General features: G+C 42.9%; 18 protein-coding genes. 10 read left to right on the plus strand and 8 right to left on the minus strand.

The window, feature by feature from the left end; translation table 11 throughout:
- Positions 1-194: 194 nt before the first annotated feature.
- Complete coding sequence (locus QUA53_RS26850; protein ID WP_333100812.1) at positions 195-554, minus strand: phage holin family protein; 360 nt, start codon at positions 552-554, stop codon at positions 195-197.
- A 214-nt stretch (positions 555-768) separates the two neighbouring features.
- Here QUA53_RS26850 and mrdA point away from each other — a divergent pair, with 214 nt between their 5' ends.
- Complete coding sequence (mrdA, locus tag QUA53_RS26855; protein ID WP_333100810.1) at positions 769-2,583, plus strand: penicillin-binding protein 2; 1,815 nt, start codon at positions 769-771, stop codon at positions 2,581-2,583.
- Positions 2,584-2,680: 97 nt separating this feature from the next.
- On the opposite strand, the gene QUA53_RS26860 is transcribed toward mrdA, so the two are convergent.
- The 3 genes from QUA53_RS26860 to QUA53_RS26870 all read right to left on the minus strand — a co-directional run bounded on the left by QUA53_RS26860 (position 2,681) and on the right by QUA53_RS26870 (position 4,629).
- A complete protein-coding gene (locus QUA53_RS26860) occupies positions 2,681-3,127 on the minus strand; it encodes a Uma2 family endonuclease (RefSeq protein WP_333249216.1) in 447 nt (148 codons plus the stop codon).
- Complete coding sequence (locus tag QUA53_RS26865; RefSeq protein ID WP_333100807.1) at positions 3,121-3,420, minus strand: hypothetical protein; 300 nt, start codon at positions 3,418-3,420, stop codon at positions 3,121-3,123. Before QUA53_RS26865 ends, QUA53_RS26860 begins: the two co-directional genes overlap by 7 nt.
- A gap of 177 nt (positions 3,421-3,597) precedes the next feature.
- Positions 3,598-4,629, minus strand: coding sequence for a hypothetical protein (locus QUA53_RS26870; RefSeq protein ID WP_333100805.1), 1,032 nt, complete (start codon positions 4,627-4,629; stop codon positions 3,598-3,600).
- 103 nt (positions 4,630-4,732) lie between these two features.
- Here QUA53_RS26870 and QUA53_RS26875 point away from each other — a divergent pair, with 103 nt between their 5' ends.
- The 7 genes from QUA53_RS26875 to QUA53_RS26905 all read left to right on the plus strand — a co-directional run bounded on the left by QUA53_RS26875 (position 4,733) and on the right by QUA53_RS26905 (position 10,198).
- Positions 4,733-5,668, plus strand: coding sequence for a metallophosphoesterase (locus tag QUA53_RS26875; protein ID WP_333100804.1), 936 nt, complete (start codon positions 4,733-4,735; stop codon positions 5,666-5,668).
- A 163-nt stretch (positions 5,669-5,831) separates the two neighbouring features.
- Complete coding sequence (locus QUA53_RS26880; RefSeq protein WP_333100803.1) at positions 5,832-6,722, plus strand: DNA adenine methylase; 891 nt, start codon at positions 5,832-5,834, stop codon at positions 6,720-6,722.
- Positions 6,723-6,724: 2 nt separating this feature from the next.
- Complete coding sequence (locus QUA53_RS26885; RefSeq protein ID WP_333100801.1) at positions 6,725-8,017, plus strand: type II restriction enzyme; 1,293 nt, start codon at positions 6,725-6,727, stop codon at positions 8,015-8,017.
- Between the two features lie 387 nt (positions 8,018-8,404).
- Positions 8,405-8,608, plus strand: a complete 204-nt coding sequence (locus tag QUA53_RS26890; protein ID WP_190657763.1) for a DUF751 family protein — start codon at positions 8,405-8,407, stop codon at positions 8,606-8,608.
- 343 nt (positions 8,609-8,951) lie between these two features.
- Positions 8,952-9,344: a PadR family transcriptional regulator gene (locus QUA53_RS26895; protein ID WP_293144339.1), complete on the plus strand. Its 393-nt coding sequence runs from the start codon at positions 8,952-8,954 to the stop codon at positions 9,342-9,344.
- Positions 9,345-9,359: 15 nt separating this feature from the next.
- Positions 9,360-9,491 (plus strand): hypothetical protein, encoded by a 132-nt coding sequence (locus QUA53_RS26900; protein WP_333078057.1) that lies wholly within the window; start codon positions 9,360-9,362, stop codon positions 9,489-9,491.
- 173 nt (positions 9,492-9,664) lie between these two features.
- Positions 9,665-10,198 carry a cofactor assembly of complex C subunit B gene (locus QUA53_RS26905; RefSeq protein WP_333066454.1) on the plus strand — a complete coding sequence of 178 codons (534 nt, stop codon included), beginning with the start codon at positions 9,665-9,667 and terminating at the stop codon, positions 10,196-10,198.
- A gap of 340 nt (positions 10,199-10,538) precedes the next feature.
- Here QUA53_RS26905 and QUA53_RS26910 read toward each other — a convergent pair whose 3' ends face one another.
- Both QUA53_RS26910 and QUA53_RS26915 read right to left on the minus strand, forming a co-directional pair.
- Entirely contained in the window at positions 10,539-10,862 is a 324-nt protein-coding gene (locus QUA53_RS26910) for a DUF3155 domain-containing protein (protein WP_333066452.1), read from the minus strand.
- Between the two features lie 106 nt (positions 10,863-10,968).
- The gene (locus QUA53_RS26915; RefSeq protein ID WP_333100800.1) at positions 10,969-11,136 is read right to left on the minus strand and encodes a hypothetical protein; all 168 of its coding nucleotides are present in this window, start codon (positions 11,134-11,136) and stop codon (positions 10,969-10,971) included.
- Positions 11,137-11,257: 121 nt separating this feature from the next.
- Between QUA53_RS26915 and QUA53_RS26920 the strand changes: the two genes are divergently transcribed.
- Both QUA53_RS26920 and QUA53_RS26925 read left to right on the plus strand, forming a co-directional pair.
- The gene (locus QUA53_RS26920; RefSeq protein ID WP_333100799.1) at positions 11,258-12,646 is read left to right on the plus strand and encodes an ATP-binding protein; all 1,389 of its coding nucleotides are present in this window, start codon (positions 11,258-11,260) and stop codon (positions 12,644-12,646) included.
- A gap of 27 nt (positions 12,647-12,673) precedes the next feature.
- Positions 12,674-13,366: a hypothetical protein gene (locus tag QUA53_RS26925; RefSeq protein WP_333100798.1), complete on the plus strand. Its 693-nt coding sequence runs from the start codon at positions 12,674-12,676 to the stop codon at positions 13,364-13,366.
- 547 nt (positions 13,367-13,913) lie between these two features.
- On the opposite strand, the gene QUA53_RS26930 is transcribed toward QUA53_RS26925, so the two are convergent.
- Together QUA53_RS26930 and QUA53_RS26935 are read right to left on the minus strand one after the other, a co-directional pair.
- Complete coding sequence (locus tag QUA53_RS26930; protein ID WP_333100797.1) at positions 13,914-15,449, minus strand: ATP-binding protein; 1,536 nt, start codon at positions 15,447-15,449, stop codon at positions 13,914-13,916.
- A gap of 170 nt (positions 15,450-15,619) precedes the next feature.
- A partial coding sequence (locus QUA53_RS26935; protein WP_333100796.1) for a GAF domain-containing sensor histidine kinase occupies positions 15,620-16,554 on the minus strand: 935 nt, incomplete at its 5' end.

The following is a 16,554-nucleotide window of genomic DNA, read 5'->3' on the forward strand; positions in this document are numbered from 1 at the left end:
TAAACGGAAAAACTTTGGGGTTCCAACTTTTCACAACTGATAAAAAAATTCCACCCACATCTGCGGAATGTGGGTTGAAGGAAGAAGGGAGAAGAAATATTCGGTGATTTCAATCGCTTGTAGGCACAGGAAACGCGCCAGCTAAGGATGGGAAATATCGGGCGATAGAAATCGCCCTTGATCAGGGGAAGTTGCTAAATTAGTGCGCCATTGATAAAGCTGCTAACTACAGCCAAGGCGATCGCCCCCAGTACCGCGCTCCAAAGGCCCATCCGCAAACTAAATCCTTCAACTAACTTCGCAGCCGAGGCAAAAACAATCACGTTCATTACAAAAGCAAACACGCCGGAAAGCAATCCCAGCGTCAGTAGGTTCGGCACGAAAAAAACTGCTTTGAGAACTGGCAAAATTAAAACATTCAACATTCCCAAAACCGCAGCGGAAATTACTGCTTTCGGTGTGCTGTCAATTTCTACGCCGATCGGCAGTTGAGAAATTAGCAACAAGCTGCTGCCCGTCACGAGCCAAGCAATCAAAAAATCGATCGGTTCCACAGCGCCCCTACCTCCTTAACAGTTAAATTGTCAGAAAAACCTGATATTTAAGGTCTAACTTAATCAACAAATCCGGCTGATTCATCTGCCAATCGATAGAATTTATGTCTGTTACTAAAGAGTTAGAAGTTATAATCCCTGTAGCCTCTGCCAAATCATCCGGATGGGAACCGTCTCAACCTGTTAGTTGAATAAAAAGAGCAGATTAATTAATATGGCTGGCGATTTTTCTTTTAACTCTAAAATCCGATTCGACAAAAATGGCTTGGACAATCCTGCACGGCAACGCAGCCGCTCGCTCCAAGTTATGATTTTTATGCTGTTCGTCACTACCTTGGTGACGCTACCAATATTTCGTCTAGCCGAACTGCAACTGGTACAGGGAGCCTACAACCGACAGCGGGCGGAAAATAACCGCATTCGCCCTGTTTCAGTCCCAGCCAATCGCGGTCAAATTTTAGACCGCAACGGCAAAATTTTTGCGGCCAACCGCGTATCTCGATCGGTATATGTGTGGCCAAAAGAGCGATCGGCCAAGGAGTGGCAAGAGATCGCCGCTACACTGGGCCCGATCGTCAAACTTCCAGCAGCCGAAATTGTCAAAAAAATTGATGCAGTTGGCTACAGATCGGCCCTGCCAGTGCGAATTAGTAAGGATATCGATGTCGGTACTTTCGTGGCATTGGGAGAACAAGCTAATACTTTGCGGGGAGTTGAAATTCGCGTAGAATCGAGCCGAGACAATCCCAACCAGCAATTAGCAGCTCACCTTTTGGGATACGTCGGCGAAGCTAGTTTAGATCAATTAAAAGCTAATCCTGCATACCCGATGGGAATGATCGTCGGTCAAATGGGAGTTGAAAAATTAGCCAATTCAACTTTAGAGGGCGTTTGGGGCAACCGTTTAATCGAGGTGAATGCTAAGGGTGAGGAAATCCAAGATTTAGGTGTAAAAGAGCCTATTCCCGGCAAACCGGTGCAGCTAACTTTAGATTTAGATATGCAGAAAACTGCGGAAAAAGCTTTGGGCGATCGCCTGGGTGCAGTTGTGGCGATCGACGTGAAAACCGGAGCTCTTTTAACAATGGCTAGTTGGCCGACATTTGACCCCAATATTTTCACCCGCAAGGTGACTCAAAAAGAATGGGATCGGCTGCAAGGGCCAGACAAACCATTTTTAAATCGGGCAGTTCAAGGCTATCCAGTCGGCAGCACTTTTAAGATTGTAACTTCTGTAGCCGGGATGGAGTCGGGCAAGTTCTCTCCTGACTCGACTTTGGTAAGTTCTGCTTCAATTAACATCGGCGGAATTTCCTTTAACGAACACGGTGCCGGTTACGGTGTTATCGGTTTCCGCGATGCTCTAGCCTACAGCAGCAATACGTTTTTCTATCAAGTAGGTATGACTGCAGGGCCGGAAGAAATGGCGAAATGGGCTAAAAAAATGGGCATTGGCGGTACTATTAATTTAGATCTTTTGGGGATAGACGGCGCCAATCACGGTCAAGTTCCGATCCCAGCAGAGAAACAGAAAATGTATGGTGAAGATTGGTACGTTGGCGATACAGTAACAATGGCGATCGGTCAGGGTTTGGTACTTTGTACTCCCCTAGAATTGGCTGTGATGGTGTCAACTATTGCCAATGGCGGTTGGCGAGTGCAGCCCCATTTGTTGGCTTCTCAAACCAATACTCCTATAACTCAAAAAATTCCAACAGGTATTAAGCCTGCAACTTTAAACGTCATTAAACAAGGATTGATGGACGTGGTAAAAAAAGGTACAGGCCGCGGCATGAATGACGGTACTATTCCTTTAAGTGCTGGTAAGACTGGGACTGTGGAAATGCCCGGTCATCCTGACAATTCTATGTATGTGGGTTTTGCTCCTGCTGACAAACCTGAAGTTGCGATCGCAGTTATCGTTGAAGGGGGGGGATTTGGTGCAGTCTCGGCGGCACCAATTGCTCTAGACGTATTTAGAACCTATTTTCAAAAGCAGGGTTTTAAACCTACTAATAAGCCTATCTAGTCCTTCGTTAATTGTTAACTGTTGACTGTTGACTGTTTACATTTTGTGCCATACTTCGATCGCACTTTTCCAATATATCTTGGAAAAGTGCGATCGATCAAAAGTTTTCCCCTACCAATCGTTGCACTTCGACGGTCGATAAATTCATCATTTGCGCCACCTGTTCCCGACTCATTCCAGAATTCAAGACTTGAGTTACGAGCTGGCGCAATGTTAACTCCGCCGCCAGTCGTCCCTGGTTTTCTTCCTTGTGAGTCTTCAAAAACTCACCCGTTTCAGGAACTCTAAACCTCAATTCTCCTGAAATTAGATGCAATTCCAGTCCCAGCACTTCACTGAACAACCACAGCGTATCGAAAGCTATATTGTTGGCTACAATCGGCTCATACTGATTGTTTATTAAACGTACTCCCTGTACAATCGGATTTAGGTAATCTCCCGACGGATCGTACTGAAAATATTCCCTAACTCCCAAAGCCCGATAAATTTCCTGTTTAGTTTCTTGGTCTTTCGTCTGAGTTGTTTCGGAAGTAATTTCTAACACAAAATCGGGAATAATTCCTCTTCTTCCCAAACTTTATAATTATCCCTTTTGCGTTTGGCTACTCCAAACACCACATAAATATCCGGAGCAACAACTGTCTGGTTGTTCCCTTGTTCATAATAAATGAAAGAATTGGCTGACACGTAAACATCAGAACGCTCTTGAAAGTAAAGGTTTACAGCTTCAACGCTGTAAGTCATGTAATCGCGCGTGATGTCGCTTTCAGCCATCGGCTCTCCGTCGCTGCTGGGATATTCAATTTCTACTTGTTCGACTTGAGTTAAAATTGTCATTTTTCAATTTTCCTCAAAGTTAATTAATTTAATGGTGCATTCTGTAGGAGTTGGGAAAAACTCGATATTTCTCAAAAAAATCAACAAAGGTGCGCACTGCGCACCCTACATAATTAGGTTTTGCGTCCTGGACTTTAAGGCTGGTAAAATGGTGTACAGATACAGACTATTTAAATTCTAATTAATTCCTCTGTCTAAAATAATCATTTCCGAACCAACAACCGGACTTCTAGCTATTAACTTACCTTCCATATTCGCAATTTCTAACTTGCTGAAATCGAGTGAGTTAGCCTCCTTCCACATCTTCGTTGCTAGTTGATTTTGCTCAACTTCGCTGAGTTTGTACCAATCTTCAGCGACTTTTACTGTCAAAATGCTGCTGGAAAAATTAGCTTGAACAGACTCAACTAAACCGCCGCCCAGTCGATTCTTAATGTCAGTAATTTGATTTTGAATCGCAGCAATCAGAGACTGTTCCGGCGTCAGCGGCGGCGGTGGGATAACTTCTACTGGTTGCGGTTTTTCTGGAGCCACTAAATCGGGCAACTTGCTTTTGAATTTAGCAGAGATTGGCTCAGATGGTGCGATCGCCTCTGGCGATTTCGGCGTTCCCGGCTCCACAAAATCGCCAAAGGTTGGCGGCGACTGCTGCGCTGCTGGGAGAGGAACTTTTGCTACTTTGTCCGGCGGTTTTGCCGAGAAACTGTTGAAAGTTAAACCCACTGCAACGATTAGAATTGCGGCTAATGCGGCGTTTAAAATTGGATCGGACAGCTTCTCATTGGCAGATGGTGGCAGTAGCGATCGCACTAGCCGCACAATACTTTGCCAAAGTACAACGACTTTCTCTATAAAACTCCCTTCCGTGCGTTGGGATACAGGCTTTTTATCAACTTTTACAGCAACTTTTGGAGGCACGCTGTTAACTTCCGCAGCAACAGTGGGAGGAGTTACTGTTGCTGAGTCAGAAGCGGTGGGGGCGATCGGCTTTTGGGCCTCCAACGGCGGTTCTGCTGCTAATTTTTTCCCTTTTTTTCCCAAATTCCCTATCGAGGCAATCAAAGCTTTGATTCTCTGATTTTTGGGAACCGCGCTGCTGGCATTTTGAGTTTTGCTGCCAGTGGGGGCAGACTTTGCAGCCGAATCAACCTGCGGTGTCGGAGATTGAGAGGGTTCTGGAGTTGACTGGTTTAGTTGTTCTTCTGACATTTTCTCTGCCTTGGGGCGTTGCAAATATATCTAAACGAGATAAATTTTAGTTGAGCCATCTCAACCTTAATTTATCATTTAACTTAGTTGTAACTGAATCAAAATGAGCATCAAACGCCGTCACTTTCTAATTTCAGGCAGTCTCAGCAGCTTAGGTTTTGCCGGAGTCTGGAAAATGTTTCAGCTTCGGACTGCCTGGGATACAGACACCGATGCTGCTGTGGCTTCTAACGTTGAGGCAGAAAGGACGATCGTTCCTTTGCCGGCCTCACCGCCTATTTTACGCTTTATTTCGGTGGCCGACACCGGTACCGGCGCTGAAGGTCAGTATGCTGTGGCTGAGGCGATGGCGCAATATCACCGGGAAAACCCTTTTAATGTTACTGTTCTCGCCGGCGACAATATCTACAATAACGGCGAATTTGAAAAAATTAATGCAGTTTTCGAGAAGCCTTATCAGCCGTTATTGCAGCAAAATGTAAAATTTTATGCTTGTCTGGGAAATCACGACATCCGCACTGGTAACGGCGACCAGCAAGTTAAATATGCGGGTTTTAATATGCAAGGTCGCTACTATACTTTTCGGCGCGATCCGGTACAGTTTTTTGCTTTAGATACCAATCACAATGCTGACTGGGAAAATCAGCTTGCTTGGCTGGAAAAAGAGTTGAGTCAAAGCACGGCACCTTGGAAAATTGTGTTTGGCCACCACCCGATTTATTCCTCTGGCGTCTACGGATCGAATCAATCTTTTATTAAGACTTTCACGCCTTTGTTTCAAAAGTACGGCGTGCAGCTTTATATCAACGGACACGAACACAGTTACGAACGCACTCGCTCGATTAACGGTACGACTTATTTAATTTGCGGGGCCGGCGCGGGCACTCGTCCGGTGAATCGTTCTGAGTGGACGGAGTATTCTGCTAGCCGCCTGAGTTTTGCGACGTTTGATGTCTATGAAGACCGGATGTTTGTCAGTTCTATCGGTACTGACAAACGGGTTTTCGACCGAGGGGTGATTCAAGTGCGATCGGCTTAATTCAGATTGTTTTCCCAGACATATCAGATGAATAGATTTATGTCAAGGTGCTTTTGTCGCTATATTTAACTGCGACTTACACCTTGAATCGATATCACCATTGCCTCTTGACTTGAACTAAAATTCAACTTACAATAAATTGTTCAGCGTTAGAGGCATCTGAGTGAAAAGCGATACGTTAGTAAGAGGGAAAATTAATCCGTTAGTAAGACCCTTCTTAAAGTGGGCAGGAGGTAAAAGGCAGTTATTGCCAGAAATTGTTAAGTATGTTCCCAAGCCGATAAGCAAACATACATACTATGAACCTTTCATAGGTGGAGGCGCACTCTTGTTTGAGTTACAGCCCCCAAAAGCTGTTATCAATGATAGCAACACAGAACTGATTAACTGCTATAAAGTAATTAGAGACTCATTAGATGAGCTGATCGAGGAATTAAGCAAGGATAAATATACCAATAGCGAAAGGTCTTATTATGGCATGAGAGACTTAGATCGTTCAACGAAAGAATATCAAAATTTGTCGGAAGTGGAAAAAGCAGCACGAATCATTTATCTAAATAAAACCTGCTATAATGGCTTGTTTAGGGTTAATTCCCAAGGTCAGTTTAATGTTCCGTTTGGTAGGTATAAAAACCCAAATATTTTAGATAACGCTGTTTTAAGAGCTGTGAATAAATACTTGAAGAAGCACACTATAGAACTGTTAAATCAGGATTTTGCAAAAGCTATTCAAAGCGCCAAGAAAGGAGATTTTGTTTATTTAGATCCTCCTTACGATCCAGTTTCGGAAACAGCTTCTTTTACTGGATATGATGTGAATGGCTTTAATAGAGACGAACAAGAACGACTAAAAGAAGAGTTTGACGCTTTACATAAAAGAGGTTGCAAGGTAATGCTGAGTAATTCTTGTACGGATTTTATTCTGGATTTGTACAAGGATGATCAGTATACAATCATAAAAGTTAGGGCAACGAGAAGTATCAACTCAAATGCCTTGAAAAGAGGTATGGTTGATGAAGTATTAGTTTTAAATTATGAAATTCCGGCTCAATAAATATGAGTAAAACTAAGAAAACTGCCAACGATAGAGCTTGGGAAACACTATTTGAAACGCATAAAATCTTAGAAGAAGTCGCTCGAAATGGTTGTTTTGAAATAGAAGCGGCTCAAATCAATAAGCAAAGAGAAAGCAGGCTGATGGCAAAGTTCGATCACTTTGTTAATTTGCCACATATATTTCGAGCAAATCATCTATCCATCTTGCCAATTTCTCGCTCAAAATATGTTATAGGTAACTTTGATACACACTTGAAAGTTAAATATGATAGTGAAATTGAAGTGATTCCTTTTGAGTTTCCTCCCGGCATAGAGAGTATAGATTACACAAATTTATCTTCTGAAAGTTCCGCATTGCACTGTGCATTTAATATCGGTATTATAGATGATTTATTCGGCGAACAAACAGCTTATACTGTTTCTGGGAGAATGTCTACAGAGGCCTTTGATTTTAATATTATAAATTCCATCGCTAATAAACCCTATTCAATCAAGGTTAAAAATTCTCAGTGTGAGATAGATGCGGGATTTGAAAGTAACAACTATTTTGTCCTGATCGAAGCTAAAAACTATGCCATCGACGATTTTTTGATTAGACAACTTTACTATCCCTACAGATTGTGGTCAAAAAAAATTGCTAAAAAAGTGATTCCCGTATTGATGACATACTCTAACGACATTTTTAGCTTTTTTATTTATGAATTTAGCAATGATAAAGATTATAACTCTCTCCAACTGATAACACAAAAAAATTATACGATCGCTCCCGAAGAAATACAACGGAGTGATGTCGAGCGGGTATTCAATAATATTAAAGTAATTGAAGAGCCAAAGGTTACATTGCCACAAGCTGATAAATTTGATAGGATAGTAGATTTATTATCATTGTTATTAGAAAGAGATTTAACCACAGATGATATTACTGACAATTATCAATTTAACCGCAGGCAAACTGGCTATTATACTAATGCTGGTGTGTATATTGGACTGATAGAAAAATATAAAAGTTCTATAATAAAAAAACCAATTTTTCGCTTGACAAGTGAAGGAAGGTCAATTTTACATAAAAGACCTAAATTAAAATATCTAGATTTGATTAATAAAATTTTAGAAAAAAAAGTTTTTTATTTAGTATTTGAATTAACCCTTAAACAGGGAGAAATTCCGCCAGAAGATACAATCTGTAAAATAATCTCAGAAAATCGTCCAGATATTAATGATACAACTATAAAAAGGCGTTACTTTACAGTCCAAGGCTGGGTTTCTTGGATTTTGAAGCAAATCCAAGACTAAAATTCGCATAGTGTGATTCTCTGGGTTTTTAATATCTTCAACCTAGTTTTGCCTCCAGGCCATTGCAGAAAGGGACGCGGCAAGACTTGAAAAGGTGCGGAAGCAGACATTTATCTAGAAATAACGGCACTATAATATTTATCACAACTAGAACTCAATAGAAATACTTCAGAAGTTGTCACCGAACTTAGCATTCCGGCATTAAACAGACATCGCCCCATCGATCGGCGAAAAGTTTTCGTTAGAATTATATATGTCAGCCTCAACGGCAAAAATGCCCGATCGCCCGATTGGCAGATTTAGCTCCGGCTGTGCCAAAATTGTCTAACTCGCTCACAAGTGTTACCAGTCAAAGATCGTGCTGTGACACTTTACCCCACCAAGCTCATGCAAGATTTTATTAATAACGTCTCTCGCTACCCGCGCTTTTTCATCACGATATGTCTGGGAATTTTCTTTTTCCTGTTCGAGCGACTCAAACCCCTGCTCGATCGACCGGCAACTGCGATCGCCCTGATTAGTTCGATTGTAGCGACTTTTGTCTTTCTAACTTTTACACTGCGCGCCATGTTAGGCCTGAGTTCGGTTTAAAGCCTGCGCTTGAGCGCAAACATTAACTGCAAATTCAGTTAAAACACTAACTCCCAAAGTAACTGCCAACTCTTGCAGGCGATCGCACACTTGACAATAGTCGCTGCGATAGATTGGAAGAGGAAAAAATTGCGCTAGTTACGGCAGTCCTCCTCAACCAAGGGGCAGGCAAACATTACCGAAGTGCAGGACAAGCCTTTGGGGCCATCAACATTCACTGGGGAAATACTGCACCTCTGTTTCCCCAATGTCCCACTTAATCATTAGGAAGCGGCATCCCCCGCCCCGCTTTCCTCTCCCGTTAACCTGACGGTATCACGAGAGTTTCCAGCGGACAAGACAGATGAAGTTTGAACATATCTATCAATTTTTTCAAGACCCCCCTCCTGTTTATCTAAACAAGGAATTAGCTGTGTGCTACATTCTCTCCGTGTTATTGCGCGGAGATTCCTACGGTACAGAACTGATTGGCCAACTAGAGAGGGAATTCCCCATCTACCGACTTTCGGATACCGTTCTCTACAGCGCTCTGAAATTCCTAGAAGATGAAGCCGTAATCACGGGTTACTGGAAAAAAGTAGAAGGACGCGGCCGCCCCCGCCGGATGTATCAAATCCTCCCTGAGTGGCGGCACCAAGCTCAAGACCTCGCTCGTCTCTGGCACGAGTATATAGGTCAGGGAAACGGCGCGTCAGGGCGTCGGCCCCGCGCCTTAGAAACTGGTCACACAGGTTAGCCGAGTTGGAATCGGATGCCTAAACCCTGGAGATGCTGGCGCTACTTGCAAAGCGATTTGCCTTCCTTGCCTTCGCTTTGCTCGATCGCCCGCCGCACAGCGATTAAAGCAGCTACACTACGTCAGGACTTACGCATTGTCACTTGAGAATTAGCGACGATGGGGAGATATGGGAATTGGGTGATGGAGAGCAAAACACTTTGCTACAAAGCTTTCTGCGAATTTTGATAACAAAGTGTCTGCGTAAGTCCTCGATCGCTTTCGTATGTCAAGTTCTGTAAAGTAATAGTAGAGAATTTCAATTACACAAACTTCTACCGATGGATACTGCTGTTCTTCCTTCAACATTTTTGCTAACGCTACTGCTGGCTGTTGGCTTGTTTTTCTTCATCAAGGCTTCAGTCAAAGAGCGAATCGAACAAGTCAAGCTGGCTTCCGAGAGCGCCCAAGAGTCACTGTTAGCCGACTTACAACAGTATTTTGCCGATAGAGCTTATCGAGTTGCAGCCGTCGATGCCCCCAACTATAAAGTCACGTTTGAGGGTTTTGTGCGGCCGAGTTGGTTTCTAGCTATTTTTCTAACTCTGCTGAGTGCAGGTGGCGCTCTGTGCTTGGGACTGGTTTTGGGAATGCTAGTTCCCCAGCAGGGTCAAATTTTCCTAGCTTTGGTACTGTTGTCCCCGCTGGCGGGGGTATTTTACTGGAAAAAAGCTGGACGCTCTGAGCAAGTCTCGCTCAAACTCGAATCAGTTGCTGAGTCGGGAAGCCAAACCAAGAGCTTTGTTACTGTCCGAGCTCACCGCGATGAACTAGCAGCCATGCAAAAAGCTTTAGATTTAAAACCGCTCGATTAAAAGTTTGACGCGGAGCGTTTTTTGATATGCTAGATGCCGTAGTTAGACTTCGAGCTGACAAACCAATGATTAAAAAGCGGCTCTCTCGTTGGCTGTTTTTTTGATCCACTTGTCCGATCGACAAAACAGTCAAAAAAAAACCATTATCGTGAAAGTGCCAATTGTGGCGATCGCCCTTGGGCTGCGATCACGCCTGTTGCGATGGCTCCTTATACCCTAATTCCTAAGGACTTTTCGCAGAAATTTCAGTTGGCACTCTCCAGACAATGAGAACTGTCGCGCTTTTGTTAAAAGACTTAGAAAAACATTGCTGTCAATGTTTTGAGCTAAACATTTTGAGCTATGCGCGGGCCGCTGACACCACAGGAATTTTTTCTGTGGTAGCTTCCAACATCACCTTTAAGCTGGGAAACAAGAAATGGTTCTCTTCTACGTATTGGGCTCCAAATAAACCTTTTTCAGCCCAGAAGTATCTGTCAGTGGTATGCTCGTTACGCTTGACTAACAGCAAAGCTGGGGGAGCAATGCCTTCTGCATGGATGAACTTGCGAGCCGCTGTTACGGGTTTATCTTCGCCGCTCTCGATGCTATATTGAGGCACACACTCTAAAATTCTGCGTCCTTCTTGTCGGCGGCGACTCTTGCGTTTGCGTCTCCTGGCCAATTTCTTTACCTCCTCTGTGAGCAGACAGTATGAGCAGACAGGTTGTAATGATAGCTACCAAATCCGAGGCCAGTATATCCGTTCTAGCTCAAAAATTCAACTGTTTTTAATATATCGACATAATCTTAACATTCGTGCCGATCGACAAAAGTGTAGCGGTTGTGCTATTGTTGGCCGCAAGTTCCGGCACAAGCCAAGCTTGGGGATCGGTGAAAGCTGCGCCGACGGCGAGGCGGGGCAATAGGGGTTCATGAAAGCCCGATGCCTTCAACATAGCTGCCTTCTATCAAAGGGAAGAAACCTGAAATCTAGAAGTCTCTCATCAGTAATCGGTGGCCGATAATTTGTAATTTACTTAGAATTCCGTTAGATATCTTAATGTGGCGCTCATGTTAATGCCAGCCAGTTCAGAATTTGTCAAACTTTGCCGCTCGCAGGTGGCCATCGCCGTTAGTTTGGGAGCGAAATTCAGCGCGGTATACCTGACAAAAGAGTTGGTAGAAGGCAGCGAAGCAAAGTTGGTGCCGATCGCGGTTTACCCAGAAACCTCAGCCGAATCGGAAGAAAATCAGGGGTTGAGGTTGCAATCTTCCGAAAGCTCGACAGTAAAACCAGTACCGCGCCTGCTGGCGCCGCCTGTTCTGCCAGTGGAAGAATCAACGGTAGGGGCGATCGCACCCGAACCGCTTCCGGGTAATGAGCGCAGTTCCCATCAGTGCCAAGGCCCGGAGAATTTGTGGCAGCAGCGGATGCAAATAGTGACGCCTCTGATACACGAGGGAGCTGTAATGGGACTTCTAGTCAGCGGTCGGCAAGACAGGCCTTGGAACGAGCGAGAAGAGGCTCAAATACAACAAATTGCTCGCACCTTAGCCCTAGCCTGCATTTTAGACCAGCGATCGCAGTGGATGCAGCAGGAATTGGGTACGAGTCGGCAAATCCAGGCTCAGGTTTACGACACGATGCACAATTTGCTGCACCAGTTCAAAAGTCCGCTGACAGCGTTGCGAACTTTTGGCAAGCTGTTAGCGCGGCGGCTGGTACCGGAAGACAAAAACCGCAATGTGGCTTTTAGCATTGTCCGAGAGAGCGATCGGCTGCAAGAGTTGCTCGGCCAGTTCGATCGAACTGTTGACACCGGCGAAGCACATCTAAAACTGCGATCGGGGAGCTCAGAAAAAGCCATCTCCAATGTCGAATCAATCCGGCATTCTCCTCTGTCGCTGTCACCTGTGGCCAATTTGGAGGAATCCTGTTTTGTTACAGAAGTCTTAAAACCGCTGTTAACTTCCGCCGAGGCTATCGCATCTGAAAGGAATCTGAAATTGGTAGCTGACATTGCGGCTGATTTGCCGCCAGTCTCAGCGAACGATCGAGCTTTGCGCGAGGTTTTGAGCAATTTAATTGACAATGCTTTGAAATATACCCCTGCCGGCCGCCAAATTTATATTAAAGTAAGGTATAAAGCAGCGGATGGCGATCGGGCAGGATACAGCCAATTGCCTGCCATAGCAGTTGCCGTCAGCGACACAGGTTCCGGCATTCCTCCCCAGGATTTAGAGCATTTATTTGAGCGGCACTACCGGGGAGAAAAAGCGCAGACCGAAATTCCTGGCACAGGATTGGGTTTGGCGATCGCCCGCGATTTAGTCCGCCAAATGCAAGGAGAAATAGAAGTATTTTCCCCACTCAATCCTGAATGGCTACCCTTTACAGAAACTAATTTATTATATCCAACGGATCGTGGCACTACCTTTGTGGTTTGGCTACCAGTGAATAATTAACGAACTCTATTGCTTAGAGACATTTTTATGAAGCATCTGCCTTTATTCGATAAACTTCCCAAGTTATCAAATTCTTTAAAAGTTTTCAAGAAACACTTTTTTGGTGTACCGCTTTTAGCTTTTTTTAACATTCTGACTATTGGGATTTTGGGCGGGCTGAGCGTATATGCCAAATTCAACAACAAGGGACGCGGACTTGAACGCCTATTTAGCGATCCTTTTAATTTCTGGTTGCCTTACGACGGAATTCTAACCGGAGTTTCCGAAGTTACCGGGTGCCTCTCAGTCGCAATTTGTGCATTTACGTTCGGAGTGTTGCGACAAAAAGAGCCGCAGAGTCGAGCGGCGATATTCTTATTTTTTAGTGCTTTACTCCTGGGAGTCCTTTACCTGGATGACAGGTTTCGGATGACTTTGATTATGTCTCGGTTGGGAATATCTAAGAAATTAATTTATTTGTGTTATGGTAGTGCTGTTTTCCTTTACCTAGTTAAGTTTTTGCGATACATCAAAACCACTCCTTACCTGCCATTAGTTGCAGCATTCATCTTGTTTGCTATCTCGCGGTTGGAGGATATTTTACACAATGAAAATCAAGGACTACACGCGATGTTAGAAGATGGTACTAAATTATTAGCTCTTGTGAATTTAGCCCTGTATTTTTGGTACGTATGTCATCAAGAAATCTGGCGGCATTTACGGCAAAGCGAAGAGCGTTGATCGGCTGGATTAAATTACTATACAAAAAGCCGTTTCTGAATTAGGGTATCACTAAGCAACGCCGACGATCGCATAAAACCAAAATAATTTCTTTGATTTTGATATGGAATTGGAATATCGGCAACTTTGGGAACGGTGAACTAATAATCGATCCAACGGAGTATCTGAGCCTTTGTTCAGATTTAGAGTAGCCAAAGTTTTTTCGTTTGACTGAGTAAAATAATGTCTTCATATTGTATTTTTTCCGTCAAGTCTTTTCCTGTAATTTGTGCTCATAATTTTACTTGAATCAGCACTAAAACTTCGGTCAACTTTCCAGCAATCTGTCACATAAAATAGCACTTCCATTGATTAAGAATAACCCAAAGTGGTTCAAAAGTTTTAGCACTAAATCAACCGTATTGCATCAAGTCCCCACCCATGAAAAAGGGGGGGACTTGATGCGGGAAAAAATTCTGTCAGAATTCCGATTAATGAGGAATTAGCAATTACCCTATTCTCCTGCAACTGAAAACCGATATACGATCAATTCAGCCAGATAAGTTTTCTAGGCATTCGCTACGGTGGCGAGCTTAGTGGATTTACAGATTGTCGGCAGATCAATAATAAACTGGGTTCCCTGCTCAGGCGTAGAAATACACTCTAATTGACCGCAGTGTTTTTCTATCAGAATTTTTCTGCTGATGGACAATCCCATGCCTGTACCTTTTCCTATGGGCTTAGTAGTAAAAAAGGGAGTGAAAAGTTTAGCACGAACTTTCTCTGTCATGCCCACACCATTATCAGAAATTGTTACCAGGATGTGGGAAGCTGAGCTAATGTTGTCATGCGAATTGCCGGGTACCACTTCAGTACGAATCAAAATCTGGGGTTTAAAAACTGCACCATCTTCTCTACTTACCCGCTCTTCTAAAGCATCTATAGCATTCGCTAAAAGGTTCATAAACACCTGATTGAGCTGACCGGCATAACAGTTCACAAGCGGCAATGCACCATAGTCTTTTATCACATTAATAGCAGGCCGATCAGACTTAGCCTTTAGTCTGTGCTGTAAGATCAGCAAAGTGCTATTAATGCCTTCGTGGATATCTACTGATTTAATTTCAGTTTCATCCAACCGCGAAAAATTGCGTAGAGAGTGAACAATATTGCGAATGCGTTCGATCCCTAACTGCATGGAAGAAAGCAATTTTGGTAAATCATCTATGATAAATGGTAACTCTGCATCTTCTATTTCATGAACAATTTCTGCTTCTGGTTGCGGGTAATACCGTTGGTAAAGATTCAACATATTAATGAGTTCTTTAATATAGTCGTTGGCGTGGGAGAGATTGCCGTAAATAAAGTTAACCGGATTGTTGATTTCATGAGCGACACCTGCAACTAATTGACCGAGACTAGACATTTTTTCACTTTGAACTAACTGGAGTTGTGTTTCTTGCAGTTCTTTGACAAAATGTTCTAAGGCAATAGATTTTTGGTATTCTTTTTCTTGACTGATACGGAGTGCTTTCTCTACTTGTTTGCGACGCTCTATTTCCGACTGCAAATTCTGACTTAGAGAAAAACTTCTCAAAGCTGTTAGCATCGTAGTGTATAGCTTTGATGTCGTTAATTCAGTTTTAGTTTTATAGTCATTAATATCGTAATTGATAATAATGTTTTTTTCAGGTACTTGTCCGGGTTGACCCGTGCGTAAAATAATTCGCACTAACTGATTTCCTAAAACTTCTCGGACATATTTAACAAAGTTTAAGCCAGCATCATCTGTTTCCATAATTACATCAAGTAAGATGATGGCAACATCAGGATTTTCTTGGATTAGCTGTTTAGCTTCCCGAGCGGAGTAAGCATTAATGAAGGTTAAAGATTTATTTTCAAAGACAAACTTCCTTAGTGAAATTTCGGTAGCTGTGTGAACTTGAGCCTCATCATCTACAACTAAAACTTTCCAACTTTCAGTCAGCTTTTCTTTTATAGTTTCATCTGCAAAAAAAATTTCATCATTGGAGTCGATTGCTTCGGCAAAGAATACTGTTTCTGCAGATGATTTAGTTGACAAATCGTCAAAATCACTTTTCATTGCTGTACACCTTTATTTTTTACTAATGTTTAGATTTGAAGTTAGAAAACCTGTTAAGAAAAAGGCACACGAGAGAAGAGTTACACAGCAACCTTTTCAGTCATCCTTATTTTATTTTTAATGAGGTGGACTTACTTAGTTATCTTTGCCAGGAAATCGGAATTGGAACTCTACATTTGTGAATCTATTTGCATGGGTAATTTAATAATAAACTTGGTTCCTCTTCCCAACTCACTTAGACATTCAATTTCACCTTTGAGTTTTTGAGTGACTAAATTGTAAACAATATGTAACCCTAACCCACTGCCACCTTGACCGCGCTTAGTGGTAAAGAATGGCTCAAAAATTTTACTTAAGTTTTCTGGGGGAATACCTTTACCTCGATCGGCGTATTCAAACCTTAGCCGATTACCTTCTTGCTCCCAAGCAAAGAGTAGTTCCCCAGAAATCCCTGGTTCGTAGGCATGAATCAGAGAATTGATCAGCAAGTTTGTCACAACTTGGGACAAGGCTCCTGGATAAGAATCGATAGCAATTTTGCTATCTCCCTTAATTTTAAGCGAATGTTGGCTATTTTTCAACTTGGGTTTTAATTGTAATAAAATTTCATCAAGATAAGGTCTGATCTGGAAAGTACGCCGTTCTTCGCTAGAGCGATCGACTGCTACTTGCTTAAAGCTTTGAATCAAGGCTGCCGCTCGATCTAGGTTAATTAGAAGTGCCTTACTGCTTTGGGTAGCAATATCGACAAATTCTTCTAAATCCGAGCGCTTCATTTTGCCACTTTTATAAATAGATGCAAATTCGGTGGTATTTTCTGCTAAAGCTGAAGCAACAGTGACACCCACTCCGATGGGAGTATTAATTTCATGAGCAACACCAGCAACTAATCCTCCCAGAGATGCCATTTTTTCAGATTCGACTAGCTGAGTTTGGGTGGCTTTTAAAGCCTCTAGGGTGTTCGATAATTGTTGAGTACGATCGCTCACTAATTGCTCTAAGTTTTGATTAAACTCCTGTAAATTTTTGTAAAGTTGAGCATTCTCAATAGAAATAGCAATTTGGGCAGATAACAGTTTTAACAATTCTAGGCGATCGGTAGTAA

Source organism: Microcoleus sp. Pol12B3, from assembly GCF_036701355.1.
Taxonomy (GTDB): Bacteria; Cyanobacteriota; Cyanobacteriia; order Cyanobacteriales; family Microcoleaceae; genus Microcoleus.